This window comes from Halorubrum orientale (genome assembly GCF_059623105.1).
The window spans coordinates 182,562-208,508 of sequence record NZ_JBSPSR010000007.1 but is presented as its reverse complement, the minus strand read 5'-3'; the positions used below and the strand labels follow the sequence as shown (position 1 = coordinate 208,508).

Genomic DNA, 25,947 nt, shown 5'->3' with positions numbered 1-25,947 from the left:
TCGTGGCCGGTCAGGCTTCGTCGGCCGATGGCTCGAAAAGTCGCGCCGCGTCGTCGATCTGCCGGCGATAGATGCCACGCCCCTTCAACCGTGGAACCGGGTGCGTGTGGAGCGTCTCGCTCGTCGCATCGTACACCAGTGGAAAGACGTTCGTCCGACGCTCAGCGACCGTGTGCGATGTGGCCGCGTCGACGACGTCTGATGACGGATCGGGGACGACAAGCACCAAGTAGCCGATCGGTGTCGCACCGTTGTCCGGGCTCGTATGCTCTGTGACTACGTGGCGTAACGCATCGGCAGCCTCGGTGACCTCGTCTGGGCCGTGCTCCCGTGCGTCGATAACTGCGGTGAAAAGCGAGATGTCGCCGACGGTCGGGTCCTCGTCGGTCGCGTGCCACACGCGGCCAAGCAACTCAGTCTCTGTGACAACCTCGAATCCGGCGGACAACCGGTTCTCGGCGACCGCCTCACAGTATTGGTCGAACTCCATACATGATGATTCGGTCGAGACTTCATAAAAGGTGACACAGGTGGTGCCGGTCAACTCGGCTGGCACCTGGCTCACTCAAGCGTGGCGTCCGTCACCACGAGGTGGCCTCTGTCCCCCTCCCACACCGGATCGGCGGAGAAGTCGATACGTCGGTCCATGTGTGGACCATCGACCACGTACGTCTCGAACTCGCCGCCTTCGCCGAGCGGGTGGACGCCGTACGCGTCGCGGAGTTCGATCAGCGCATCGAGTGTGTCTCTGTCGTAGTGGCGACCGAGCCACGACTCGTCGAGACCGTGGGCGGCGACCTGCACGATCTGTATCTCGAAGCCGGCTGCGAGCATGGACTCAGCGAGCTTGACCGGGTCTCTGCCCCACAGCGGCGCAAATAGGTCGACATCAAGGCGGTCACACATAGCGCGAATGCGGCTCGTCTGGAACTCGCTCTCGACAGCACCCGCAGTGACACCTGCTACAGACACGCCCGCAGTGGACGCGATTGCTGAGACAGCCTCCTCAAGTGGCGCTACTTCGGCATCACCCTGAGCGCCTGCGTCGTCAACATCGTCCGCACCGAAGTCGTCAGGTTCGACCTCGACGAGGTCGATGCCAATGCTTTCGGCTGCCAGCGGTGCTAGCTCCGTCGCTGGGGTATGGTACATGTACGAATCACCCGCGGGGTGGACCGTCAGGAGCTGTGAGACGTCAAGTCCACGCTCGAGTGCGCGATACAGCGCCCACGACGAGTCTTTACCGCCTGAAAAGAGGCTTACCCAATCGTCGCTCATGAGCTATCTAGCGCGCCGTCGGTTAAATCCTCGAGGAAATGCACCCGGGGGTGCGTACAGTGGGCTCAATCCGAGATGAACTCGTTGTCGCGCCAGTTTACGCCGTTATCGCTGTCGCCTGTGCCCTGCGGGCTCTCGACGACTTCGATACTCGCTGGGCGGGACTCACCCTCGACGATACGGGTAGCCTCGAGTTCGCCGTCGATCTCGGTGATAGCCGTAAGCGTGCCTTTCTCGGCGCGCGTGGCCAGCTCTTTGAGCACGACGAACATCGGATACTGCAGCGCCGTGTTCTGAAGGACGGTCTCTCTGTCGCCTTTGAAACAAGCGAACTCAACGAGTTCTGAGGGGATCTCTTCTTCTTCGTCGTCCATCCACTGCGGACCGCCGGCCCGCGGCGGCTCTTCTTCGTACACCCGCGTCTCGGTAACCGACGCTTTCAGCTGGGCAGTTGGGGTGTACTTGCTGATGCTCTCGTCTTCGGACAGCGCCTTGATGATCAGCGTGTTGTTTCTTCGCGTGATGTCGATGCCGTCGATGGCGGCCGGAAGGTCGGGGTCTTCATCGAAGTACGCCTCTACGTCTTCGAGTGGCAGTTCAAGCGTCGAGTGAAGTCGGAACACGCGGCCTGTCATGATGTGCTGGGTGGGGATCGAACCGGCCGTCGCGGCGCGGCGTGGAATCGACCGTTCTACTCCGTCGTACGCGCCGTAGGTTTATAGGACCTACTCTTCGGCCGATCCGGTGACCAGCGTTTGATCGTGGGGCGGCTCACCGACGGCGTCGAAATAGCTCATTCGACACCGAGTTCGGTGGCCAACTCGCCCCGCTCGTCGAGTTCCGCGAGAATGTCGCTCCCGCCGACGAACGAGCCATCGACGAACGTCTGTGGTATGGTCTCCCATCCGCTGTGGGCTTCGAGGGCCTCGCGGTACGCGTCCAGTGCGGGGAGCACGTCGACGGTCTCGAACTCCTCGACGTGTTGGCCGATCAGTTCGACGGCTCGTTGAGAGTACCCACACTGTGGCATCAGCCGGTTCCCCTTCATGAAGAGGACAACGTCGTTCTCAGCTATCGTCTCGTCGACATCTGCATGTATCGTCTCGGGATCCACGTCGGTACCAGGTTGGAACGTCATGCCCTGCGGTACGCGACGCCGGCCCAAATGAATTCCGGCCGATCACTCCCGGCCGACGCTGACGACATCGACGAGCGAGTAGAGCGGAACGCCCTCGATTGCGTCGTAGCCGAACTTATCCACGAGCACGACACACGCGACCGGCTCCCCGCCGTGTTCTCGAATCGCCTCGATGCTCTCACGCATCGTCGTGCCCGAAGTGACGATGTCGTCGACGACGTAACAGTCGCGGTCGCGGATCGCCGCGAAGTTTCTAGAGAACCCGCCACCGTGTTCGGGAATGTCGCCCTCTTCCCACTGGTGCTTTGCGGGCGCGTACGTCCCGAGGTCGGTGTCCAGCTCACGGGCCACGGCCGTCGCGAGCGGCGCGCCGGCCTTTTCGATTCCGACGGTCAGGTCGACGGCTTCACCCTGTTTCGCCAAGAGGTCGGCCATCGCGCGCGCAGCGAAGGTGAGCCGCGTCGAATCGCGCCCGATCGCGGACCAATCCACGTGAATATCGGCCGACGAGGCAGTGTCGACGGCGCTAGCCTGGCTCCCACTGCCACCGCCACGCTCAACGAGCCAACTCGCAGTCTCTCGTGAGACGTTCAACTCGTCGGCAATCTCACCCTTCGAGAGGCCGTGGTCGGCGAGCTCCGCTGCGCTGTCGATGAGGTCGTCAACGTTCTTCATACGCGGCAAATTCGATCGCCGTTTTAATAGTCGTGTCGTCATCTACGAAGGACGCCTCGAACGACTCAAGCGAGTACACACCAGTGACGAGGTCCGAGAGAAAAGACACAGAGAGCGACCCCAACGAGTCGACGGCGGCCTCGAAGTGCTCGTAACCGGAGTTGACGCTCCCAATGAGCGCCTTGTTGTGGAGCACGAGCTCGCGGTGGAGGCGACCGGCGTCGATCTCCACGTTCATATTGCTGGGGACACCCAACAGCGCGGCCACCCCATTCGGCGCGAGCGCGTCGATGCTCTCGAAGGCGTGTGGCGGGTACCCGGTCGCCTCAAAGACGAAGTCGATTGGCTCGTACACGTCTGGGACCGCCGATACGGGTGTCTTCGTCGAGTTCACGTACGTCGCGCCAATCGACTCGATCACGTCGATCGTCGGATCCGGCCGCTCGCGTCGGCCGAGACAGTAGACCCGATCGAACGTATCGTCGAGCACCGACGCTGTGAGCAGGCCGAGCGAGCCGTTCCCCAACACGAGTACAGATTCCGGCGTCCACTCGAACGCGCTTCGGCTTGTAAACGCCTGTTCGACTGCTTTCTCTGTAATCGACACCGGTTCGACGAGGAACCCCCACTCGGCGAGGGCTGGCGGCACGTCGACGAGGAACGCTTCTGGGCTGGTGAAGTATTCGGCCATGAAGCCGTGTGCGCCCACGATGCCGCGCTCGTGGTACGCTCCGTTCGGTGCCATATCTGGCTCTCCCCGCGCGAAGTACTCGTTTCCGCCGTCCGGTGGCCGACGTACCGTCGGCGCGACGACGTCACCGACAGCGAACCGTGTACCGTTCGGGTCGACAACCACGCCAACCGCCTCGTGACCGAGCACGAGGTGGTCTTCACCAGCCGGTGGCTCGCCGTGTGCACCGGCTATCACCTCGTGGTCGGTGCCGTCGACGCCAACACGAAGCGTACGGACGAGCGCCTCGCCGGCCGCGGGTTCCGGTCGCGGCTTCTCGACGACCACCGGCTCGTCTCCACCCTCGTAGACCGCGATCGCTTTCATGGCGCGTTCGAGGCTCCACGCGGCTAAAAGATTTCTTACGATTCGAGTTAACCCTATAGTGCCCACCGACTGGCTTTTGTGTCCACCCACCTGACACCGCGCCGTGTGCACCCTCACGCTCGCCTGGCAGACATTCGAGGACGCACCGGTGGCGCTTTCGGCCACTCGCGATGAGGCGTACGGTCGCCCCTCTGATCCGCCCGCGCTTCGTGGTGACGACGACCGGTACCTCGCACCGCGCGATCGAACGGCGGGCGGAACCTGGATCGGCCTCGGTGACTCGGGGACGGTCGCCGCGGTCGCCAACCGGTGGCTCGACGCGGACCGAGACGGCGACCGATCCCGAGGTCACCTCGTCGCCGACTGCCTCCGACGGCCGACCGCCGAAGCGGCCGTGCGCATCGTCGAGCACGATGTCGCCGAGCGAGCGTACGATGGCTTTACGCTGCTCATCGCCGACGATGTCGCCGCCTTCCAGCTGGCGTACGACGGTTCACTCGCTGTCACACCGCTCGCTCCTGGAGTACACGTCGTCGGGAATGTCGGGTCGGTGTGTAACGGGCGAGCGGCGTTTTCGATCCCTGAGACGCGCGCCGAGGCCGGCACTCGGCGAGCGGACAGCGTCCGCCGTATCGCGGCGACAGTCGTCCCGAACCCTGGTGAATCGAGCGCCAACTGGCTCGACCGCGCCACAGCCGTCCTCGCCGACCACGACTCCGGTGCGTGTCTCCACGGCGACCGATTCGGCACGCGCTCGCTCACGCGCCTCCGCACAGGACCTGATCCGACGATGGGTTTCGCGGACGGTCCACCGTGTTCGACACCAGTCGAGTCTGTCGAGGTCCCAGACGCGTTCGCCGAGAGCGCCCCAGGCAGCGTGGACGACGCGTCTGCAGAGTCGTCGTGAGCCACCACCGCTGACGCCCAGCGCTCACCGGAACCAACCGGCATCACGGGGTAGAAAGCCAGCTTTAAGCGACTCGCAGGCGGCTGTCTGGATATGAGCGCGTCCGAATTGGAGTCAGATCTCTCCGCTGACGAGCGAGAGGGGCTCGACCTCATCCGCGAGACGGGCGGTATCCACCAGAGCGACTTTTGGAAGGAACTGGACGTCTCCTCGCGGAAAGGGAGCCGCATCGCCGAGGCGCTACAGGAGTCCGGACTGATCCAGCGTGAGAGCGCGGTGTACGACGGCCACAACACGTACTATCTCGAGCCTGCCCCGCGCGACCTCGATTTTACACTGCTCATGGCCGGTGATATGCTGTCGCCGTTCATTGGTGAAGAAGAGGTCGACCCGCAGTCAGATGCCTTCTCGCAGTGGCTGATGAACCTCGCGTACGAGGAGTATTGAGGCGGCACCGACGCCCCACACCCCCTGGCGTTCACCGCGCATCATCAACGATGGCTCTAGCTACCCGCACGGCGCTCTCAATTCCGGCACGGAATGCTGACGCCGAATCGGCCGCCTCCGCGCCGAAAAACGAGTCACGCGCGGCCGTCCCCGGCTCCGGGCGGTCGTGATTCGATATGCCACGCACGCTGAGATAGCGGTCCGCGAGGCCGAACCGCCGAAGCGCCCCCACGGTCCCGGCATCTTCCATCTCGGTCGCCCGGTACGGTCCGCGGTCCCGATCGTCGACGAACTGCGTCACCTGTCTTGCGAGCTGACGGCCGTGCCACAGCTCGTCTGCACACACGTTCGTTCCCACCGTCAGCGTTGGCTCCGCTGTCGGCTCGTCACCGACGAGCGACACCGTCTCACCGAGCGACGCGGCGCGCGCGACGAGTGCTGAATCAAGATCGATTACTCCGGCAGTACCGGTGTACGGGTCGGGTTCGATCGGCGGTTCGGCTCTGTCGTCGTCGAATCGACACTTATCATCCCAGTCAACGATGCTATCCGCGAGCACAACGGACCCAATCGGGAGGTCCGGTGGCGCGCCGGCGATACCAACAGACAACACGAGCGCATCCGAAAGCGAGACGGCCTCGCTGGCACACAGGGCCGCAGTCGTCGACGCGGCAGCGACCTTCCCGACGCCCGTCGGGACGACGGCAAGCCCTGCCCCGTCGTGCCGGAGCGGTGCGTCGACACCCGGCACGTCGACGCGTTGGTTGAGGTCGTACGCCGCTCGCCACGGTCCGAGCTCTCCGTCTATCGGCGCGGCGTCAAGCCCGTCGAACGCCGGGAGTACGAGTGCCTGAAGGTCAACGACCATCGAATCGCTACGCGACCGGCAGCGGTATGAGCGTGTCGGCTCGCAACGATCGTCACCGACGATATACGATCGTCGTCGACCGCTCGGAGCCGCTTGCGGTCACACGAGTGTAGCGAGCAGCGCGAGTGCCGCAGCCAGCGTCAAGAACAAGACGCTTCGGCCGATGCCGGCACGAATCTCGACGTGTACGCCGACAGCCGCGAGTGACCCTCGCGGATCCATCGCGGTACGCATCGTCGTCCCGGCCAGCCGCATCACGATGCGGTCAACGGCGGCCCACAGCTCCGTGACGCCCCGTACCGTCGCGCGCCCGAGCACGAACGCCCCCGGATAGGTCACCGCGTCGACATCGCGTATCCGGTGAGCGAGCCATCCGAGCGGACGTTTCAGCGTGAAGAACCCAATAAACCCGGCGACCAGAAGCGCCCCGCTTTCGGTCAGGTGGCTCTGGCTGTACGGTTTGAAGTACACCGCCTCGCTGCGGATGATATCGGTGAACGGCATCACCTCTATCAGCTGCCCGTAGAAGACCCCGAAGAAGACGCATGCCCCGGCGGCCAGCGCCATCCCGACCGTCTGGAACGGTGTGGCGTCATCCGGTGAGAGCGACGCCGAGCCGTGGAAGAACACGTAGTAGCCGAGCTTGATGAACGACATGAACGTGCCGATGCCTCCAAGGATCAATAACCACCAGAGCAGCCCGCCCCCGGGGAGTTCGACGAGGTGAACCTCGTGGGCGGAATCGAGCACCATTCCCTTCGAGATGAAGCCGTTGAACCCCGGCACGGCTGTAATGGAAGCCGCACCGACGAGGTAGACGAGGAACGTGACCGGCATCACCCGCCAGAGCCCGCCGAGGTCTCTGATATCTTCGACCCCGGTCCGGTAGACGACGACGCCGACGGCCATGAAGAGCAGACTCTTGTACAACACGTTGTTGAAGAGGTGTGCGAATCCGCCGGTGACGGCGAACTCACCGACGGCCGTCGCCAGCCCGAACCCGGCCAACATGTACCCGAGCTGCGCCTGGATGTGATACGAAAGCAATCGACGCGGGTCGTACTGCAACAACGCGAAGAACGCGCCGTAGACGGCCATAATCCCACCGAGGTACGCGAGCCACATCCCGCCCTCGGGGAACGCACGGTACATGACGTACGCGGCCGTCTTCGTCGTGAACACGGAGAGAAACACCGAGGCGGCGATGTGTGGACGGGGATAGGTGTCCGGCAGCCACGTGTGGAGGAAGGGGAACCCACAGTTGACGCCAATCCCGATGGCGGCGAGCACCGTTGCACTCGCGTGAACACCCGTGGTGGACGAAAAGCGGAACACCGCGTCGGCTGGTACGCTGCCGAGCATCGACGCGCCGTGGACGACGACGGCGGCGAGCAGAAACGTACCGCCAATCCCGTGGAACAGCGCGTACCGGTAGCCTGCTCGAACCGCGGCGCCACCGTGTTGCCACACGAGAAGCGTACTGGTGACAGCCATCAGCTCCCAGAAGAACACGAGGGTGAGCCAGTCACCGGCGTACACGGTCCCGAGCGTCGTAGAGACGTACACCAGTGCGAACGCAGTCACCCACGTCGGCGCCGAAGAGCCGTACGCGTACACCACCGCAGCGGTCGCTAAGAACCCGACAACGACCCCCATCAACAGCGAGAACGGGTCGACGTTGAACAACACCACGTCGAAGCCGAGGAACTGCGTCGCAAGGTGTGCGCCGTGGCCGCCGTCACCGAGGAGGACGGCCTGCGCGAAGACGTACGCGGTCGAGAGCGCAGCGACCGTGTGGCCCGCCCGTCGTGGAAGCGCGAGCACGAACAATGCCGCGGCCGCTACCACGAGGTACGGAGGAACCGCCGTGAGTAGCCCCATCATGGCCGCATCACCTCAGCGGGAAGCCGCGTGTCGACGACGAGCTCGATCAGCTCTAAGAAGCCGAGCTCGTACGGTATCACACCAAGCAGGACGGCGAGACTCATCGCTGTGAGGATCGGACCAAGGGTGAACCAGGACGACTCGTGTCCTCGGAAGACGTCGACCCCTTGGATGTGCCGCCAGCCTCCCACCGGCGGCCCACCGTGATGGTCACCGCCATGACCCTCGTCGGTGCCGTGATGCCCGCCGCCGCCGCCGTCCTGATCAACGTCGTGGTCACTCGAACGCTCGTCGCGGTTCGTGGTTTCGACGGCCTCGCCGTGTCCCACCCCGAACGGGACGTCCGCGTCCGACGGCGATTGGTCGACGGCGTACTCACCGGTGTCCACGCGCGCTGCGGGCTCTGAAAAGTCCCGGTCAGCCGGAGAAAAGTCCGGGCGGACGACTCCCGTCTCGTCGGTCGGTGTGTCCACGGACTCCGCGTCAGATTCGTCATCTTCATCGCCGCCATCGGTCGCCACATCGTCACCTGCGTGGCGCCCATCGATCACCACGTCATCACCTGCGTGGCGCCCATCGATCACCACGTCATCACCTGCGTTGTGCTCACCGCCTCCCAGTGTCGAGCGCGACTCACCGCCGATCCGGAAGTTGACGAGTGGCTTAGCGTCGTGGTCGTCTTCGGCCTCGAAGAACGCGGTGTAGATTACCGGCCAGAAGTACGCGATGTTCAACACACCAGAGAGCAACAGCGCGCCGACGAGGTAGTACGCGACCGGGGTCAACTCCGCACCCATCTGGATCCCGCCGAGCAACATGTAGTACTTGCTTACAAACCCAGCGACGAGCGGAATGCCCGCCATGCCAAGCGAGGCGACGGTGAACGCACCCATCGTTAGCGGCATCCGCTTGCCGATCCCCGCCATCTCGGAGATGTAGTCCGTGTGCGTCGAGACGTGGAGGTTGCCCGCACAGAAGAACAAAGTGAGTTTCATGAACGCATGTGCTGGGATGTGTAACAGCGCCCCAACGAGCCCGTACCAGCCGAAGAGCCCGAGCCCCAAGATGATATAGCTCAACTGGCTCACCGTCGAGTACGCGAGCCGCTGTTTCAAGTGATCTTTCCGCAACGCGATAAAGGATGCAGCCGTCAGCGTGATCGCGCCGATCGTCGAGAGCACGAGCCCCGCAGAGAAGCCAAACGGCAGCGAGAGGTCGAAGACGAGCTCCGGCCCGAACACGTCAAGGACGACTCGCGAGACCCCGAACGCGCCCGACTTCACGACCGCGACCGCGTGCAACAACCCAGAGACAGGTGTCGGTGCGACCATCGCCTCGGGAAGCCACTGGTGTAACGGCATGATTCCCGCTTTGACTCCGAACCCGATCGCCAACAGGAAGAACGCGAGCATCGCAAGCCCGGGATCGGCGGCAGCAAGCTCGTCGATTCCGCCAGCGGTGAACGACACCGTGCCGGTGAGCCAGTACACGAGCACGGTACCGGCGAGCACGAGGACACCACCGCCGAACAACGTGTACGCGAGGTACTTCCGGCCGGCCGACCGTGCCTCGTCGGTCTCGTCGTGAGCGACGAGCGGATACGTCGCGATCGACAATAGCTCGTAGAAGACGAAGATCGTCACGAGGTTGCCCGCGAACGCGATCCCCATGGTCGCTGAAAGCGAGACGGCAAACGCCGCGAAGTACCGCGTCTGGTTCGTCTCGTCGTTCCCGCGCATGTAACCGATACTGTACAGGGAGGTGATGATCCACAACCCCGACGCAAGCACCGCAAAGAGCATGCCGAGTGCATCTGCTCTGAGTACGAAGGGCACCCCCGACACCAACTCAATTACTGTCCACTCGAAGACGGTCCCCTCTAGCACCCCCGGGAGCATTGAGGCGACGACAGCGAACTTCACAACCGCCGCGAGGAGCGTCCACGCCTCGCGGATATTTGGTGACCGGTACGACGCGAGGATGAAGCCGCTCGCGACGAGTGAGACGAGCACGGCGAGCAGCGGACGTGGGTCCTGAATGAGTGCGTCAGTCATGCGAATACCTCTGTGAGGAACGGGTCGAGAAGCGATTCGAACCCGGCCCCCGCAAAGCCGAGTCCAACTGCCGCGATCGCCGTGACGACGAGCACGACCAACGGGGCCATGGGGAGTCTCCCGGAACGGCCGCCGTCGGGAACGGCTCCGATATCGTGGACGACGGAAATTGACCGGTCCACGCCGGCGAAGTAAAGTCGTTCGAGGACGCGGGCGACGTACGCGAGCGTGAACAGCGTACTCACCAACACGACCGCCGCGATTGCGACCCCAGCGATACCGCCGGTCGTCCCGCCTGCCTGGACCGCGCCAAGGGCCACGTACCACTTACCGAGGAAACCGATCGACGGCGGGATCCCGACGAGGGCGAGCGCGAGTACCGCGAGCGACCCGGACGCCAGCGGCGCGTCCCTGGCCAGGCTCGCGAGGTCGGCCACGTGCCGCACGCCGTAGCCGGCGGCGAGCAGTCCGATACCCAAAAACAGCCCGAACTTCAACAGCCCGTGGCCGAGCAGGTGGACGATCCCACCAAGCAGCGCCGTCTCGGTGGCGATCCCAACGGTCGCGGCGATCAGCCCGAACTGTGCCACAGAGGAATACGCAAACATCCGCTTGAGGTCAGACTGCATCGCCGCGAGCGCGGACCCGGCGAGGATCGAGACGCCAGAGACGACGAGTATCCCCGTCGTGATCGCGTCGTTCGCGGCGAGGAAGTCGACAGTGAACACCGAGTAGCTCACCCGGAGGAGTGCGTACGCGCTGACCGTAGAGACGAGTGCCGCGACGACCGTCGTGACGGCGTCCGGTGCGCGCTGATAGGCGTCCGGCTGCCAGGTGTGGACCGGAAACAACGCCATCTTCAACGCGAAGCCGACGGCGATCAGGGCGTACCCTGTCTGCACGAGCGGATCGGTGTACCCCACCGCTGAGAGCTGTGTGCTCACGTCGGCCATATTTAGCGTTCCCGTGGCCAGGAATACGTACCCGACGCCTGTGAGGTACAGCGACGCGCCAACGGTCCCTACGACGAGATACTTCAACGACGCATACGCACTCACTCCCGACCGGTCGGCTGCAATGAGCGCGTACGTCGTCAGTCCGACGATCTCTAAGAAGACGAATAAGTTGAACAAGTCTCCGGTGAGCGAGACCCCGACGAGCCCGCCGGTTAAAAGCAGGTACGCGCTGTAGAAGGTGTTTCGACGGGGACCGACGACGCGCGTGAACACTAGCGTCGCCGCCGAGACGAGCGCGACGAGCAGGAACACCGCTGCCGAGAACTCGTCTGCGACGAGCTCGATCCCGATCGGCGGCGCGTACCCGCCGAGCTCGTGGTCGAAGGGACCGGTTCCGTACACCTCGCGTGCGACCGTTCCGGCCATCGCAACGACCGCTGTCGTCGTCAGGGCGGCGACCGGCCAGCCGATGGCGTCGAAGCGGCGTCCGGCGGCGATCGGCAGCGTTGCCGCCACAATCGGAACGGCGACGGCCAACGGCAACAGGATCTCACTCACGGGACTCACCTCTGTTCGCGTCCGAGGTCCGCCTACCGGCTTCCGGGCCGGCCGGGAGGGTCCCTTCCTCGCGGAGCAACTCGCGGAGCGTATCAACCCGGAGCGTTCCGTACTCGTCGTATATCCGGAGACAGAGCGCGAGACCGACAGCCGTGAGGCTCACGCCGACGACGATAGCTGTAAGCACGATCACGTGCGGGAGCGGACTGACGTACGGACCACCTGCAGCGTCGGGATAGACAATCGGAATCGACCCGCCCTCGACGTACCCCGACGTGACGAACAACAGGAAGATAGCCGTCTGAAACAGGTTGAGCCCGATTATCTTCTTTACCAGGTTCGGACTCGCAATGAGTACGTAGAGGCCGGTACATAAGAGCAACGCGAACGCGACGTACGCATGTCGCGTGGTGATGACGTCGAACGCGGTCGTCAAGGCAAGGACGCCAACTGCGGTGGTACCGTCGACAGCCGAGATCGGTATCATGACTCACCTCGCTCGTGGGCTCCCCGGTCGGCGTCTGTGTCGCTGTTTCCCTGCCGGCTGACGACCGACTCGTCGAGCCCATCGCGGTTGAACCCGCTCGCCAGCACGAAGAAGAGCCCGGTAAGCACACCGCTCACGATGGTCGCGATGCCAAGAATCTCAACGGCCTCCATCCCGTACTTCACTGGGTCGAGTAGGGGTACGGGCAGCAGATCGTACTGTAAGAATGCGCCGCCGAGTGCGAGCGGAACGAGTCCGATTGTGGCGAAGACGAGCGTGCCGCCGACGGCGAGTCCGACGACAACCGTGTTCGCCAGCCACCGTCGCGTCGCGTCGATCCCGAACGCGAATGCGATCATGAAGACGACCGCAGCCGCGATCGCACCTCCTTGGAACCCACCGCCTGGCGACCCGCCTCCGTGGAAGGTGACGAACAATCCATAGGTGAGCGCGAACGGCGACACGAACTTCACGGTCGACATGATAACTTGACTCTCCGTGTACGGGGTCCCCTGCTGGGGGGTCGTTCCGAGCCGATCGCTTCTAGACGTCGGGCTCGTCGGTGACGTCCCATCGACGCGATCTTCCGAGTCGATCGTCTCACGTCTTCCATCGGGCTCCGACGCGTCGCTCATGTGAATACCTCCTGGCGGAGGACGATGAGCGCGGCGATTCCCGCTGCGAAGACGACGACTGCTTCCCCGAATGTATCGAACCCGCGGAACGCAGCCAGCACTGCCATCACGGTGTTTTCGACACCCGTGACGGCATACGTCTCCGAGAGGTACCACTGGGTGACGTCGGGATTACTCCACACTGGTGCATCCGGCGAACCAACCGCCGGAATATCGGCTGTGATAAGCGCGAGCCCGACGAAGAGCAGCCCGGCCGCCGCGGCCGCCGGGTAGTTGACAGACTCGAAGGCGGCCTCGTGTTCGATTCGCGTCGTCTTCGCAAGCGTGAGCAACAGGAGGACCGTCGTCACGCCCGCGGAGATCGCCGCCTCGGTCAGTGCGACGTCCGGCGCCCGGTAGAAGACGTACAGCGCCGCCATCCCGAGACTGTACGCCCCGAAGACGATGACTGCGGCGAGCACGTCGCGAGCGAGCGCCGTCGCGAGCGCCGTGACCACGACGAAGACGAGGAGGCTCGCCTCGATGGGTGTCACCTGCGCGACGGTCGGCGTAACGGGGGCGCCCGCGGCGGCGACAGCCGAGGTTGCGGTCGCGCCGATCATCGCCGCTCGTCCCCCTTCGTCCACGGCACGATCCCCTCCTCGTAGGCTGCCCGCGCGATAGCGTGTGCAGCCGTCGGGTTGGTCACGAAGATGAAAAACAACAACAGCACGGACTTGTACCCGGCTCCACCCGGCCCGAGCACGAGTGCGACCGCCGTGAGCGCGAATCCGGCGCCAAGCGTGTCTGCCTGTGAAGCCGTGTGTGCCCGCGCGTACACGTCCGGCAGCCGGAGCACGCCAGCCATCGAAACGAAGGTGAAAAACAGCCCGAGCAGGCTGCAGACGACGATCGCGGCGAGCCGGATCGGCCCGAAAGCGTCTATCACAGCACACCACCTCGCTCAACGGTGAACTTCGAGATGGCTATCGCCACGAGGAAGTTCAACAACGCGTAGACCAGGGCGATGTCGAGGAACGTCGGCTCCGCGAGTGCGGCCCCGAGCAGCGCGAGGATCACGACGGTGTTCGTCCCGAGGACGTTCACCGCGAGCACTCGGTCTTGCATCGTTGGCCCACGAACCGCACGGTAGAGCATCCCGATAGCCAGTGCGACGAACGCCGCGGCCACGACGAGGAGGAACTCCCCGAGCGTGTACCCAGACACGAGCGTGGCGTCAACGAGACTCACTCGGCTGTCACCTCGGGGTTTGATGAGTCGACGTCAACCACGCTTTTCGATCCCTTGTCTTCATCGCCGCCATCACCCCGCGCCGTCGGGTACGGAGCCGTCGCCTCCGGGCCCTGAAACACGTCGACGTCGTCACGTTCACGGGGTGTCGGCAGTCTGGCTGCCCCCCGGCCGTAGAACACGAACCGAGTCCATCGCTCTAGTGAGCCATCGAAGAGCCCCTCACGAGCCCACGGGATGAGTGAGTGGACATAGAGGTTACCATCGCGGGCACGAACCGTTAGTGTGCCCGGGGTCAACGTGATCGAGTTCGCGAGCGTCGTCAGCGGCAGCCCACGGCCGACGATGACGTGCATCCGATTCAATGTCGGGTCTATCGGCAACCGAGGGTCGAGGATCACGCGCGCGACGACGACGTTCGACTTCACGATCTCGAAGAGGAGTACTGGGACGTAGACGAGCCCGCGGAGGATCCGCATCGGAGTCCGTGGCACAACGGGGTCGGCGTCGAGACTGATCTGTGAGAGTGTGATGGCCACAATCGTCGCGCTCGCGACGCCAGTCACGAGGTCGAACCAGTACGTTGGGTCGCCGAGCGTGAGATAGAACCCGAATGACAGCGCGAAGATGGCCGCGAACCGCGGCCCCGTCGCCTCCCGTCTGAGCCGCTCGCCGCGACTCGGCCGGGAGACCGGCGCCTCTCGGACGGCGAGTGAGGTGTCGGCGAGCGCGAACTCCAGCGGCTGGAGCAGCGTCGTGTTTCCCACCGGCGTGTACTCGGGGTCGAGTACGACCGTTCCGACGCCGTTTGCGTCGGCGTACCCGATAAGCCGTCGGGCGTAGTCGTCCAGGCCAAAAAGGTACTCGTCGTCGCCAACGACGGCCGTCACGATCGGCACGTCGTCGACGCGGATGCCGTCGGCATCTTCGAGGTCAGCCTCGGCCCACGTCTGGACCCGTTCGAGGAGCCGGTCGACGACGTCCCGATCGTCGGCTGTCTCGGGGTCGGGCCGGCGCCACGCTGGAAAAACGACGAAGTGGATCGACGAGAACTCGCCGGTCGCCGCCGACTCGGCGAGGTGTGTGACCGTCGCCCGGAGCGTCGAGGTCGACTCAACGGGAACCACCACGGCATCTCCGTCGGTCGGCGGCTCGGGGGCGTCAGCCACTCCCATCACCTCCCGACCTACCGCCGGCGGACGTGTCTAGACACATGGTCCTTTCTATCCGAGCCCTTGCCCTACCGGCCCAAAACAGTTTGTATCCCCGACGGCACGAGCCGTATCGCTCGTGTGATCGTTCCGTCTCGCGGTCGGGCAGGAGGCTCGTCCGGTTGCACGGTAACTCCATCGGGTGGACCCTCATCGATCCGCAAGCGTCGCTGCAAGCCGGTCGACGATTCGGCCGGCAACCGTCTCTTTCGTCCCGGATGTCACCTCCGGCTCTGATGAGTCGTTGTCGACAAGTAGCACGCGCGTGTCGTCGTTGCCCATCACGCTCGCGTCGTTGGCGACCACGAACGCGAGTCCCACGCGGTCCCGGAGCTGCTCCGCCTCCGCGACCATCGCCGCGTCGTCGCCGTCGGTCTCGGCTTTGAACCCCACGAGCGGCAGCGAGGGATGTCGCTCTCGCACCGCGTCAAGCAGCTTGGGGGTCGGCCAGAGTTCCACCGACAGCGGCTCACCCGACCGGATCTTCTCGTCTGCCGGCTCCGTGGCAAAGTCGGCTATCGCGGCCGCCGAGACGAGCGCGTCGGCGCTCGCCGCCGCCGCCCGACAGGCGTCGATCATCTCGTCGGCCGTCTCGACGGCGACCACGTCAGCATACGGGACCGCCGGTCCGTCGTGGACGAGTGTCACGTCGGCGCCGCGGTGGTAACACGCCCTGGCGACAGCGCGGCCGGTCTTTCCCGACGCGCGGTTCGTGAGTACCCGTATCGGGTCAAGCTGCTCTTTCGTCGCGCCCGCCGTGACGACGATGTGTGCACCTGCGAGGGGGTCCGGCGTCGTCGCGCGAGCTACCTCGGTCACGATGGCCGACTCCGTCGCAATCTTTGCTTTCCCCTCGTCGATCCGCGGATCGACGAGTGAGACGCCCCACGACTCGATCCGAGAGAGCGCGTCGAGCACACCGGGGTGATCGTACATCGGTTCGTGCATCGCTGGTGCCATGACGACGGGAACGTCCGCCCCGAGTGCGGTCGTTGCACATGTCGTTACCGGTGTGTCGTCGACGGCGGCGGCGATTTTTCCAACGGTATTCGCAGTGGCTGGCGCAAGCAGCAGCACGTCCGCCCAGCCGTCGCGACCGCAGAGTTCGACGTGCTCGACTGCGCCAGTGATCTCCGTGATCACCGGCTCGTCGGTGGCGAAGTCGACCGCCCACGGGTGAACGATGGAGGTCGCAGCCGGCGACATCACCGCGCGGACGCTTGCTCCATGGCGGCGGAGCTCGTGGGCGAGCTCGACGACTTTCACCGCCGCGATGCTGCCCGAAACGCCGAGGGCGACGTTGACCCCGTTGAGCATTATCGGGAACGTTTCCGGCGCGATGTGATATAAACTGTCGTTCGAACTTGGCTCCACGGGTCGATGCCGGTCGGACGTTGACGCCGGTCACACACCGAACGTCGCCCGGAGCATGTCACGCGTACCGGGGCCGAGTCCGACCGCGAGCACGGTGATTAGAAGCAGGAGCGTGTACCGTGGCGACTCCTCATAGAGCTCACCGTTGAACACCCAGACGACGCCGGCTGCGGCCGCAAGCTTGACCAAGAGGAACGGCCACGCGTCGCCGGTAACCGCGAGAACCGACTCAGGGAGCAGCCGGCCGGTCCACGTCACGACCAACTCGTTGACGACGTGTTTGGGAACCAGGTTCGCGGAGCCGGTCAGTGCTGGCATCCAGTCTAAGCCGATCACGTTCGCGACGCCGTCGACGGCGTGACCCCAGATGATTACGAACCCAGCAAATCCGGTTCCCTGGTCTATCGAGGGGACAAGCGCCCGGGCGAGCTTCCACGTCGCGACTGCGGAGACCGTCGCGATGACGAGTATCGATCCGACGACCTGTGGGTAAAAGACGACGTACTCGGTCGTCGCCGCGAGGACCACGAGGTAGCCGACCGCGGCCGCAAGTGCGATCAAGCCGGCCGCAAACAGTGGTCGGGCGTAGTCGTCGACAAGTCCTCGCTCAGCGAGTGCGTACGCGCCGACCACGCAGCCGAGTGTCGCGGCGAAGACGGTGAAGTAAATGAATGGGCTGATAATGAGTGCACTCCACGGAAACGTGACAAGTGGGTCGGTCCCGACTCTGAGAGCGGCGATTCCAGCGTCCTCGACGGTCCGCAATGCCCCGCCGAACAGCATGAACGGGAACAACGCGTAAAAAAAGCGGAACTCGGTCGCGATCGCGAGCCGGCGGAGTACGAACACCACCCCGATCAGCATCCCGAGTAAGACGACGATGTAGCTCACCGTCGAGACCGTTGTGTACCCTGGGAACGCGACCACCTCTCCCGCGGCTACTGCTGCCGAACACGCCGACGCGCTCTCGAGAAGCTGGGTTCCGCCGTCTGCGGGTCGGACGGCACACTGTGCAACCTGTCCGTCGGCCGCCACGGGGCCCCAGAAGTACCGCCAGAGGAACCGGTCGTAGACGGCTCGCGGAAAGACGATCGATCCAACGACGAGGACTCCGGTCACCGCGGCGACCACGGCCGCCCAGACGCGCTCCGGCGAGAGGTCGCTTTGGTCGACAGCCCGTACGCTCATGGCTCCGAATCGGTGAGTTCGCGAGTTGAGCGTTCCGGTCCATCCCGACAACTCCCGTTCACACCGGGGGGCCGTCAGTCTCGTAGTCGGTTCCGAGAATGATCATCGTCTGTGAGCGCGCGAAGCCGTCCATCTCGGCGATTCGGTCGAACATCAGCTCGCGGAGGTGGTCCGTGTCCTTGGCTATCACGTGAAGTATCACGTCCCACTCGCCGGTCGTCAAGTGGATCGCCTGGACGGCTTCGATCTCTCGCAGGCGCGCCAGTGCGTCCTCTTCGCGACCCTGCTCGACGCGGAGCCCCACGAGCGCACGCACGCCGTAGCCCACGGCACGCTCGTCCACGGACGCGTGATACCCCTCGATGACGCCTGCGTCCTCCATACGCCCGACGCGGTCGTGGACCGTCGCACTCGACATATCGATCCGTCTGGCGATCTCCGAGAACGGGGTCCGCGCGTCGCGGGTGAGGATCCGGAGGATGGCTCTGTCCGTCTCGTCGAGTTCCATGTCGCTGCTAGTCGCCGGAGGGATTTGAAGCTACGCGACCGCCTCGGCCGTGGGTATTGGCTCAATAGGTCGCCCAGTCGTTCGTCGCTCAGTCGTTTGTCGCGCGCCCGAAGTCGCCGCCGCGGATCGTCGCTTCTGCGTCATCGAGTGCCGCTTCCGGGTCGAACTCGTCGACGATGGCTGCGAGCGTCGACGACTCTGCACCCGTGAGTTCGCGTGCGTGCTCCGTGACGTGTGGAACGGCCCGGACCACGTTGTCGATGATCGGGATCGCCGCTGCCCGGGCGGACCGGCTCCCCGGATTGAGGTCGATCACGATCTCTGTCTTCCCCGCGGCGGCGAGCGCCTCCGCGCGGTCGCCGTCTTCGAGTGGGACCACGACCACGTCCGCCGCGCCGATCCCGTCGGCGTCGACGATGCCCCGGGCGTGTGAGAGGCCAGGAATATCGCCGTCGCCGGTCAGTCCCTTCACCTCCGTTGCGCCGTGCTCTCGGAGGTGATCGGCGATGGCGCGCATTCGCTCGTCGGTTCGGTTGAAGAGGTTCACCTCGAGGGCGGCATCGACCGCGTCGGCGAGTTCGACGATCGCCGTGGGTACCAACGCCACGACGTTCCCGTTCACAGAGAGCACCGGGTCGGTCGCATCGAGCAGCGCGGCGGCCGCGGCGCGTTCGGCGTCGTCGGCACTCGGCAGCGTCCGTTCGCCGAGGAGATAGTCGAACGCCTCACCGCGCCCCTGCGCTATCAACCCCTGTCGTGAGGTGATCCCGCGGTCGACGCCGGCCTCGATTCGGTGACGGGTGACGAGCGAGGCGTACCGCGGGTGGTCCTCTGGGACCTCCGTCTCGGTCATAGGGCGCGTTATCGACTCGCGAGCTAAAGTCACTCGCTCTCGGATCGATGCGTCGACGGTGACGAGTCTTGAGTCCTGCCGTCGACGAGACACGCACGTTTTTATCTGCTCTCCCGCTCGAAACGGACATGAACGACTGGCAGCGCCGGGTCGTCGGGTACTTCTCTCTGCTTTTGCTCGCCTTGTTCGGCACTGCGGCCGCCTACCGGTGGGGGATGGGGACGTTCGAGGGGCGGCCACAGACGTACCTGAGCTCGCTGCAGTTCGCCGTCGAGATGTTCACCACGACGGGGTTTGGCGGTGACGCCCCGTGGACCAGCCCGGAGATGCAGGCGTTCATCGTCGTCACCGACCTGCTCGGGATGGCACTCCTCGTCGGGGCGCTCCCGGTCGTCGCCACTCCGCTTCTCGAACAGGCGTTCGCTGCGACCGCGCCGACGAGCGTCGACGCCGGGACGACAGACCACGTCGTCATCTGCTCGTACACGACCCGCGCGGCAGCGCTCATCGACGAGCTCCGCGGTCGCGACGTCGGTTACGTGGTCGTCGAGCCCGACCGCGAGCGGGCGAACGAGCTCTACGCGGACGGACACCGTGTGGTTCGTGCGGACCCGGAGTCGACCGAGGGCCTCCGAGCGGCAGGGGTTCCCGACGCGCGAGCCGTGCTCGCGGACGTCTCCGACCAGGTGGACGCAAGCATCGTGCTCGCCGCAAAGGAGATCGCCGAAGCGATCCCGGTTGTGAGCGTCGTCGACGATCCCGACCTCGAGCGCTACCACGCGCTCGCCGGCGCCGACCACGTTCTCTCTCCGCGGACGCTTCTCGGGCGGGGCCTCGCCGCGAAGGTGACGACGGCGCTCCGGACGAAACTCGACGAGGCGGTGACGTACGGAAACCAGCTCCAGCTCGCGGAGGTGTCCGTGCGTCACGGCGGCGACCTCGCCGGGTCGACGCTCGCCGACAGCGAGATCCGCGAGCGGACGGGCGTCACCGTCGTTGGGGCGTGGTTCGACGGCGAGTTCGACGCGTCACCAGCCCCGGAACGGGAGTTGGCCAGGGGGACGGTGCTCCTCGTCTCCGGTCACCCAGACCAGCTCGCACAGCTCGTCGAACTCACCCAGTCGTCAGTCCGACAGTTCGAAGCGGGTGAGACCGTGATCGCCGGCTACGGTCAGGTCGGACAGACGGTCGCCGAGGAGCTCTCTGCTGCCGACATTCCCCATACGATCGTCGACAGACGAGACGTCCCCCCAGTCGACATCGTTGGGGACGCTACCGACCCGGAGACGCTCGCGGCTGCAGACGTCGAGGATGCCGAGACGCTCGTGTTGGCGCTCCCCGACGACACGGCGACTGAGTTTGCCACACTTGTCGCCCGCGAGGCGGCACCAGACACGGAGATCGTCGCCCGCGTTGACGACGACGGAAACGTCTCGAAGACGTACCGAGCCGGCGCCGACTACGTCCTCTCGCTCGGGACGGTCACCGGTCGAATGTCCGCGGGCCGGCTCATCGAGGGACGAGACGTCCTTTCGGTCGACCAGCAGGTCGAGGTTGTTCGGCTCGAAGCGCCTGGACTCGTCGGACGAACGCTCCTCGATGCGAACGTGCGGGCAGAGACCGGGTGTACCGTGATGGCAGTCGAACGCGACGACGCGGTCGTCACCGATGTGGGCCCACACACGACGATCGAACCCGGCGACGAGCTGGTTATCGTCGGTACCGACGCTGGCGTCCGGAGTTTCGAGCGATCGTTCACGTGAACCGGCCATCATCGGATGCCAATCGCCCCCAATCACTCATCGAGCCCGGCAACGAACAACGCTAATACGGGCACGATCTCCAGCCGTCCGATCCACATCAAAAACACCATGAGAAGCTTCGTCGTGTTCGGCAGAAACTCGTAGGTTCCAAACGGGCCGAGCGGACCGAGCCCGGGGCCGATGTTGCCGATCGTCGCGAGCGACGCGGCGGCCGCTTCGGTTCCTGAAAGAGGTGTCCCTGCCCGTGCTGTGTCGAGCTCGATAAACATGGCCGCGAGCGCGAACAACAGCAGGTACAACAGCGTGAACGTGAGGATGCCGCGGACGACGTCCTCGTCGACCACCGATCCGCCGAGCCGGACCGGCCGCACCACGTCGGGGTTCGCCGTCGTGTACAACTCCCGACGGAGCGTCTTGAACAGGATGAGCCACCGTATCACCTTGATCCCACCGCCGGTCGAGCCCGCAGACCCGCCGATGAACATCGCAAACAGTAGTAGAAACTGGGTGTGGGTCTCCCACTGTGCGAAATCAGCGGTGGCGAATCCCGTCGAGTTGAGCAGCGAGGCGATCTGGAACACGCCCTGTCTGAGTGCGGTTCCGGCGACGCCTTCCGTGACCCCGCCGAGTTCGGTCGGTGGCGCACCACCTCGGTACAGCGCGACGACGAGGACGGCACTCATCGCGGTGACCGCGCCGAGGTAGACACGAAACTCCGTGTTTTCGACCAACGCTTCGACTTCGTCACGGAAGACGTACCAGAACAGTGCGAAGTTCACGCCGGCGAGCACCATGAACGGGACGAACGCCCACTGGACGACCGGTGAGAAGGCGGCGATGCTGTCTGCCTCCGGCGAGAAGCCACCCGTCGGGAGCGTCGAGAACCCGTGTGCCAGCGCGTTGTACGCCGTCATGTTCGGGGCGACCCCGACAAGGTGCAACAGGTACAGGAGGACGACGAAAAGCAGTGTGACACCCACGTAGAGCACCCACAACACCCGTGCGGTCTCAGCGATGCGTGGAGTGAGCTTCTGGAGCTCCGGCCCCGGAGCTTCTGAACGCATGAGTTGGGCCCCGTTGACAGCAAGCTCCGGGAGGATCGCGATCATCAGGACGATGATTCCCATCCCGCCGAGCCACTGGGTGAGCTGTCGCCAGAGTAACACCGCGTGCGAGTGGTTCGCCACGCCGAGTTCGGCGGTCGCCGTCGCGCCCGTGGTGGTGAACCCACTCATCGATTCGAACAACGCGTTCACCGGGTGAGCGAGCGCCGAGCCGTCGCCGTAGCCGGCGAGTACGTACGGCACGGCACCAACAACGGCTGCGGCCAGCCACGCGAGCGCGACGACGGCGAGCCCCTCGCGCGGTCCCAGGTCTGGCTCCGGGTCAACCCGCTCGAGGGCAGCTCCGAGGACAATTCCGACCGCCATCGACGCCGCGAACACCCAGACGTCCTCGCCGTAGATCACCGCCGTGAGGAGGGGGACTAACATCGCCGCTGAGAGGTACTTGACGACGCTCCCGACGTAGCTGAGCGTCGCGCGGCTGTCGATGGTGCGTGTCATTGTCGTCACCCCCGAGTGAGGAAGTGACGTATCGTGTCCGCGGGCCGGATAAGTAGCCGTCGATACGAGTCGTTCGCGCCGGTGGTGAAGCGAGCCGTCGCGACGACCGCCCGGTCACGACGTCCAGAACGCCCTGGTGAACAACACGAGTACGGGGACGATTTCGATCCGCCCGATCCACATGAGGACGATCATCACGCCGCGGGTCGTCATCGGAAACGTCGCGAAGGTGCCGTACGGGCCGGCGTCGCCGAAACCGGGACCGATGTTGAGGAACGTCGTCGCCGCGGCACCCATCGCCTCGAACTCCGAGACGCGCGATCCGGCGCGCTCGGCGTCGACGACGATCACGACGGTGAGTGCGAAGACGAACACGATGCTCACCAGGAGGTACGCGTATATGTCGCGGATGGTGCGTTCGTCGACGGGTTCTCCGGCGATTCGAACCGGCCGGACCGCGTCCGGGTGGATGGCGGTGTACAGGTCGCGTCGGAACGTCTTCAGTGCGACGAGCCACCGGAGTGACTTGATCGAACACGTCGTCGACCCAACCATCCCACCGACGAACATCCCCGCGAACAGCAGGTGTTTGGCCGCGGGCGCCCACTCAACGTAGTCGATGCTCGCGTAGCCCGTCGTGGTCACGATGGAGACGACAGTGAACACCGCGTGTCGCAGCGTCGCCTCGGTGCCGAGCGTCGTCGACGGGTCGAGCGTGATCGAGACGGCGACGAGCGCAGCGAGCGCCCCGATCACGCCGAGATAGAAGTGGAACTCCTCGTTTCGAAACAGCCGCATCGGCTCGCCGGTGAGCGCGAGGTACAACAACACGAAGCTCGTCGAACCCACCACCATGAACGGGACGACTGCCCACTGCACGATCGGGTGGAACGCCCCGACGCTCTGGGGCTCGGGTGAGAAGCCGGCGGTCGCGACCGAGGTGAACGCGTGTGCGACCGCGTTGTACGGCCCCATCTGTGGGTCGACGGCGAGACCGAGCGCGAGGTAGGTGAGGGCCGCGAGCAGCGTGAGTCCGAGGTAAAGCCCCCAGATGAGCTGTGCCGTCTCCGATATCTTCGGTGTGAGCTTGTCCACGTCGCGGGTCTGTGACTCTGTCTCCATCAGCTGGGCGCCACCGACGCCGAGCTCGGAGAGCACCGCGGTCGCGAGCACGAGGATACCGAGCCCCCCGAGCCACTGGATCACCTGCCGCCACATCAGCACCGACCGCGAGTGGACGCCGAAGTCGACGAGGACGGTCGCTCCGGTCGTCGTCAATCCACTCATAGACTCGAACAGCGCGTTCACCGGGTGTGCGACCGTCCCGACGCCGGCGACGACGAAGGGGATCGCCCCGACACAGGCGACGAGGAGCCAGACGAGCGACACCGCGAGAAACGCCTCTCGCGGGCCGAGCGTGCCGTCGGCACCCGCGAGTTGTCGACAGACCGCTCCGAGCGCAAGCGTGACGGCGATGGTCACGAGAAACGGTGCGAGCGACTCGCCGTAGTACAGTGCAACGACGACCGGGATCAAAAGCGGAACCGCGAGGCCGGCGAGGACGTCACCGAGGAGGCTCACGCTCGCCCGCCAATCGACACGGATTCGCGGTGTATCCGCCATCTCACGCCAGTGCGGCGATCTCGCTCACGCCTGCGGTGTCAACGAGGAGCACGACGTGATCGCCGGGGTGGAGCACGGTATCGCCTCGGGGGGTCACGAGTTCGCCGTCGCGGGTGATCGCCCCGATCACGAATCGAACGTCGATCGACTCCACGAGGTCGGCGACCGGCTGCCCAACGAGGCCACACCCTTCGGTCAACTCCAGTTCGAGCACCTCGGCGCGGTCGTTCTCGAGGACAGCAATGTTCTCGGCGATGCTCTCGTAGGTGAACCGGGTGATCTCTTCTGCGGTGACGGTCCGCGGGTTGATCGCGATGTCGATCCCAATCTCTTCGAACACCGTCACGTAGTCCGGGCTGTCGACGACCGCGATCACGCGTTCGACGCCCATCCGCTTCGCGAGCACAGAGACGAGGAGGCTCTTCTCGTCGGAGCTGAGCGCGGTGACGACGATGTCGGCCTCGTCGACGTGCTCGCGCGCGAGGAACTCCGTATCTGTCGCGTCGTGTTCCATCACGATCGTGTTCGGGAGGTCCTCGGCGAGTGACCGCGCCCGGTCGCCGTCTCGCTCGATGAGCCGCGGACGAAACTCCCGTTCTTCGAGCAGCCGCGCGGTCTGATAGCCGATCTCGCTGCCGCCGATGATCACGATCTCGTCGGCCCGATCCGGTGTCGCCTCGGGTGCCACGTCCGTCGCAAACAGGTGAACGCTCTCGGGACTCCCGATCACGACTGCGCGGTCAGCGGCACAGATGACCGTGTCACCGCGGGGGAGCACCATCTCGTCGTCGCGGAAGATGCCGACGAACGTCAGCGACTCGAACCGGTCGGCTTCGGCGACTGTCTGGCCCGCGACGGGGCTCTCGTCGGCGATCTCGAACTCGGCCATCTGGACGAGTCCGTTCGCGAATGGGTCGACGTCGATCGCCGATGGGAGACCGATGACGCGGACGATGTTCTCTGCGGCCTGGAGGTCGGTACACACCATGAAGTCGACACCGAATGCCCGCTCTGCGGCCTCCCACGTCCTGAGGTACTCGGTACTCTTGACGCGCGCGATGGTGAACGCGTCACCGAGAGTCTTTGCGGTCCCGCAGGTGACGAGATTGGTTCGATCGTCGTCGGTACAGGCGATGAGCATGTCCGCGTCGCCGACCGCAGCGGTCGTCTGCACGTCCGCGGTCGTGCCGTCACCCGCCACGGTGAGCACGTCGAGCTCGTACTTGAGCTGTTCTGCGCGGTCTGCGTCGACATCGATCACGACGACCTCGTGGTCCGCGGCGAGGCTGGCGGCGATGCTCGTCCCGACCTCACCGGCACCGACGATGACCACGTCCATGCCCCAGACACCGGGCGAACTCACTAGTGGATTACTATCGGTGACGCTGGTGACCGGACAGACTCCGACTCGGCCAGCGATCAGTGAAAAACAGCCGTGTTTCCGCGCGTTTCGATCAGGTCGGCGCCGGCGTCTGCTGCAAGCGTGTCGGCCAGCTCGTCAGTAGTCGTGCCGCCGCGAGCGGCACGCAGGAACTTCACCTTCACGAGTCGGCGCTCGTCGAGCTGGTCCGCAAGTTCGTCGACGACGGCCTCGATACCGGCTTTACCCACCCAGACGGTGACGTCGACGTCGTGAGCCTCCTTCCGTAGCTGTTGGTCGGTCATAGCAGGCATAGCCGCTCGTCGGC

General features: G+C 65.0%; 27 protein-coding genes. 3 read left to right on the top strand and 24 right to left on the bottom strand.

Features of this window, described 5'->3' with window-relative positions:
- Positions 1 to 10: 10 nt before the first annotated feature.
- The 6 genes from ACWUI7_RS09470 to ACWUI7_RS09445 form a co-directional block, all read right to left on the bottom strand.
- Entirely contained in the window at positions 11 to 490 is a 480-nt protein-coding gene (locus ACWUI7_RS09470; RefSeq protein ID WP_496641974.1) for a hypothetical protein, read from the bottom strand.
- A 71-nt stretch (positions 491 to 561) separates the two neighbouring features.
- On the bottom strand, positions 562 to 1,278 hold the full coding sequence (locus ACWUI7_RS09465) for a diphthine--ammonia ligase (protein WP_496641973.1): 717 nt from the start codon (positions 1,276 to 1,278) through the stop codon (positions 562 to 564).
- Between the two features lie 65 nt (positions 1,279 to 1,343).
- On the bottom strand, positions 1,344 to 1,913 hold the full coding sequence (locus ACWUI7_RS09460) for a DUF7110 family protein (protein ID WP_496641972.1): 570 nt from the start codon (positions 1,911 to 1,913) through the stop codon (positions 1,344 to 1,346).
- A gap of 158 nt (positions 1,914 to 2,071) precedes the next feature.
- Positions 2,072 to 2,416: a glutaredoxin family protein gene (locus tag ACWUI7_RS09455; protein ID WP_496641971.1), complete on the bottom strand. Its 345-nt coding sequence runs from the start codon at positions 2,414 to 2,416 to the stop codon at positions 2,072 to 2,074.
- Positions 2,417 to 2,458: 42 nt separating this feature from the next.
- A complete protein-coding gene (gfcR, locus tag ACWUI7_RS09450; protein ID WP_496641970.1) occupies positions 2,459 to 3,091 on the bottom strand; it encodes a transcriptional regulator GfcR in 633 nt (210 codons plus the stop codon).
- Positions 3,078 to 4,148: a glucose 1-dehydrogenase gene (locus tag ACWUI7_RS09445; RefSeq protein ID WP_496641969.1), complete on the bottom strand. Its 1,071-nt coding sequence runs from the start codon at positions 4,146 to 4,148 to the stop codon at positions 3,078 to 3,080. Before ACWUI7_RS09445 ends, gfcR begins: the two co-directional genes overlap by 14 nt.
- A 103-nt stretch (positions 4,149 to 4,251) precedes the next feature.
- Here ACWUI7_RS09445 and ACWUI7_RS09440 point away from each other — a divergent pair, with 103 nt between their 5' ends.
- Both ACWUI7_RS09440 and ACWUI7_RS09435 read left to right on the top strand, forming a co-directional pair.
- Positions 4,252 to 5,055: an NRDE family protein gene (locus ACWUI7_RS09440; protein WP_496641968.1), complete on the top strand. Its 804-nt coding sequence runs from the start codon at positions 4,252 to 4,254 to the stop codon at positions 5,053 to 5,055.
- Positions 5,056 to 5,148: 93 nt separating this feature from the next.
- A complete protein-coding gene (locus ACWUI7_RS09435; protein WP_496641967.1) occupies positions 5,149 to 5,502 on the top strand; it encodes a helix-turn-helix transcriptional regulator in 354 nt (117 codons plus the stop codon).
- A gap of 31 nt (positions 5,503 to 5,533) precedes the next feature.
- Here the strand turns inward: ACWUI7_RS09435 and ACWUI7_RS09430 are convergent, their stop codons facing one another.
- The 14 genes from ACWUI7_RS09430 to ACWUI7_RS09365 form a co-directional block, all read right to left on the bottom strand.
- Positions 5,534 to 6,370: a 5'-methylthioadenosine/S-adenosylhomocysteine nucleosidase family protein gene (locus ACWUI7_RS09430; RefSeq protein WP_496641966.1), complete on the bottom strand. Its 837-nt coding sequence runs from the start codon at positions 6,368 to 6,370 to the stop codon at positions 5,534 to 5,536.
- Between the two features lie 99 nt (positions 6,371 to 6,469).
- The gene (locus ACWUI7_RS09425) at positions 6,470 to 8,254 is read right to left on the bottom strand and encodes a Na(+)/H(+) antiporter subunit D (RefSeq protein WP_496641965.1); all 1,785 of its coding nucleotides are present in this window, start codon (positions 8,252 to 8,254) and stop codon (positions 6,470 to 6,472) included.
- Positions 8,251 to 10,308, bottom strand: coding sequence for a cation:proton antiporter (locus ACWUI7_RS09420; protein ID WP_496641964.1), 2,058 nt, complete (start codon positions 10,306 to 10,308; stop codon positions 8,251 to 8,253). The genes ACWUI7_RS09425 and ACWUI7_RS09420 overlap by 4 nt, the downstream gene beginning before the upstream one ends.
- Complete coding sequence (locus ACWUI7_RS09415) at positions 10,305 to 11,822, bottom strand: proton-conducting transporter transmembrane domain-containing protein (RefSeq protein ID WP_496641963.1); 1,518 nt, start codon at positions 11,820 to 11,822, stop codon at positions 10,305 to 10,307. Before ACWUI7_RS09415 ends, ACWUI7_RS09420 begins: the two co-directional genes overlap by 4 nt.
- Positions 11,815 to 12,309, bottom strand: a complete 495-nt coding sequence (locus tag ACWUI7_RS09410) for a cation:proton antiporter subunit C (RefSeq protein ID WP_496641962.1) — start codon at positions 12,307 to 12,309, stop codon at positions 11,815 to 11,817. Before ACWUI7_RS09410 ends, ACWUI7_RS09415 begins: the two co-directional genes overlap by 8 nt.
- Positions 12,306 to 12,944, bottom strand: a complete 639-nt coding sequence (locus ACWUI7_RS09405; RefSeq protein WP_496641961.1) for an MnhB domain-containing protein — start codon at positions 12,942 to 12,944, stop codon at positions 12,306 to 12,308. The genes ACWUI7_RS09410 and ACWUI7_RS09405 overlap by 4 nt, the downstream gene beginning before the upstream one ends.
- A complete protein-coding gene (locus ACWUI7_RS09400; protein ID WP_496642061.1) occupies positions 12,941 to 13,546 on the bottom strand; it encodes a DUF4040 domain-containing protein in 606 nt (201 codons plus the stop codon). The genes ACWUI7_RS09405 and ACWUI7_RS09400 overlap by 4 nt, the downstream gene beginning before the upstream one ends.
- Positions 13,543 to 13,869 carry a monovalent cation/H(+) antiporter subunit G gene (gene mnhG, locus ACWUI7_RS09395; RefSeq protein WP_496642060.1) on the bottom strand — a complete coding sequence of 109 codons (327 nt, stop codon included), beginning with the start codon at positions 13,867 to 13,869 and terminating at the stop codon, positions 13,543 to 13,545. Before mnhG ends, ACWUI7_RS09400 begins: the two co-directional genes overlap by 4 nt.
- Positions 13,869 to 14,174 (bottom strand): cation:proton antiporter, encoded by a 306-nt coding sequence (locus tag ACWUI7_RS09390; RefSeq protein WP_435160391.1) that lies wholly within the window; start codon positions 14,172 to 14,174, stop codon positions 13,869 to 13,871. Before ACWUI7_RS09390 ends, mnhG begins: the two co-directional genes overlap by 1 nt.
- Positions 14,171 to 15,349 carry a monovalent cation/H+ antiporter subunit E gene (locus ACWUI7_RS09385; RefSeq protein WP_496641960.1) on the bottom strand — a complete coding sequence of 393 codons (1,179 nt, stop codon included), beginning with the start codon at positions 15,347 to 15,349 and terminating at the stop codon, positions 14,171 to 14,173. Before ACWUI7_RS09385 ends, ACWUI7_RS09390 begins: the two co-directional genes overlap by 4 nt.
- A gap of 186 nt (positions 15,350 to 15,535) precedes the next feature.
- Positions 15,536 to 16,702, bottom strand: coding sequence for a bifunctional phosphopantothenoylcysteine decarboxylase/phosphopantothenate--cysteine ligase CoaBC (gene coaBC / locus ACWUI7_RS09380; RefSeq protein WP_496641959.1), 1,167 nt, complete (start codon positions 16,700 to 16,702; stop codon positions 15,536 to 15,538).
- 87 nt (positions 16,703 to 16,789) lie between these two features.
- The gene (locus tag ACWUI7_RS09375) at positions 16,790 to 17,947 is read right to left on the bottom strand and encodes a DUF63 family protein (RefSeq protein WP_496641958.1); all 1,158 of its coding nucleotides are present in this window, start codon (positions 17,945 to 17,947) and stop codon (positions 16,790 to 16,792) included.
- A 58-nt stretch (positions 17,948 to 18,005) separates the two neighbouring features.
- Positions 18,006 to 18,455 carry an Lrp/AsnC family transcriptional regulator gene (locus ACWUI7_RS09370; protein ID WP_496641957.1) on the bottom strand — a complete coding sequence of 150 codons (450 nt, stop codon included), beginning with the start codon at positions 18,453 to 18,455 and terminating at the stop codon, positions 18,006 to 18,008.
- An 88-nt stretch (positions 18,456 to 18,543) separates the two neighbouring features.
- Positions 18,544 to 19,308 carry a 4-phosphopantoate--beta-alanine ligase gene (locus ACWUI7_RS09365; RefSeq protein WP_496641956.1) on the bottom strand — a complete coding sequence of 255 codons (765 nt, stop codon included), beginning with the start codon at positions 19,306 to 19,308 and terminating at the stop codon, positions 18,544 to 18,546.
- Positions 19,309 to 19,436: 128 nt separating this feature from the next.
- Here ACWUI7_RS09365 and ACWUI7_RS09360 point away from each other — a divergent pair, with 128 nt between their 5' ends.
- Positions 19,437 to 21,071: a potassium channel family protein gene (locus ACWUI7_RS09360; RefSeq protein WP_496641955.1), complete on the top strand. Its 1,635-nt coding sequence runs from the start codon at positions 19,437 to 19,439 to the stop codon at positions 21,069 to 21,071.
- 32 nt (positions 21,072 to 21,103) lie between these two features.
- Here the strand turns inward: ACWUI7_RS09360 and ACWUI7_RS09355 are convergent, their stop codons facing one another.
- The 4 genes from ACWUI7_RS09355 to ACWUI7_RS09340 form a co-directional block, all read right to left on the bottom strand.
- The gene (locus tag ACWUI7_RS09355; protein WP_496641954.1) at positions 21,104 to 22,636 is read right to left on the bottom strand and encodes a TrkH family potassium uptake protein; all 1,533 of its coding nucleotides are present in this window, start codon (positions 22,634 to 22,636) and stop codon (positions 21,104 to 21,106) included.
- A 114-nt stretch (positions 22,637 to 22,750) separates the two neighbouring features.
- The gene (locus ACWUI7_RS09350; protein ID WP_496641953.1) at positions 22,751 to 24,259 is read right to left on the bottom strand and encodes a TrkH family potassium uptake protein; all 1,509 of its coding nucleotides are present in this window, start codon (positions 24,257 to 24,259) and stop codon (positions 22,751 to 22,753) included.
- 1 nt (position 24,260) lies between these two features.
- On the bottom strand, positions 24,261 to 25,598 hold the full coding sequence (gene trkA / locus ACWUI7_RS09345; protein WP_496641952.1) for a Trk system potassium transporter TrkA: 1,338 nt from the start codon (positions 25,596 to 25,598) through the stop codon (positions 24,261 to 24,263).
- A gap of 80 nt (positions 25,599 to 25,678) precedes the next feature.
- On the bottom strand, positions 25,679 to 25,924 hold the full coding sequence (locus ACWUI7_RS09340) for a YhbY family RNA-binding protein (RefSeq protein WP_496641951.1): 246 nt from the start codon (positions 25,922 to 25,924) through the stop codon (positions 25,679 to 25,681).
- Positions 25,925 to 25,947: the final 23 nt, after the last annotated feature.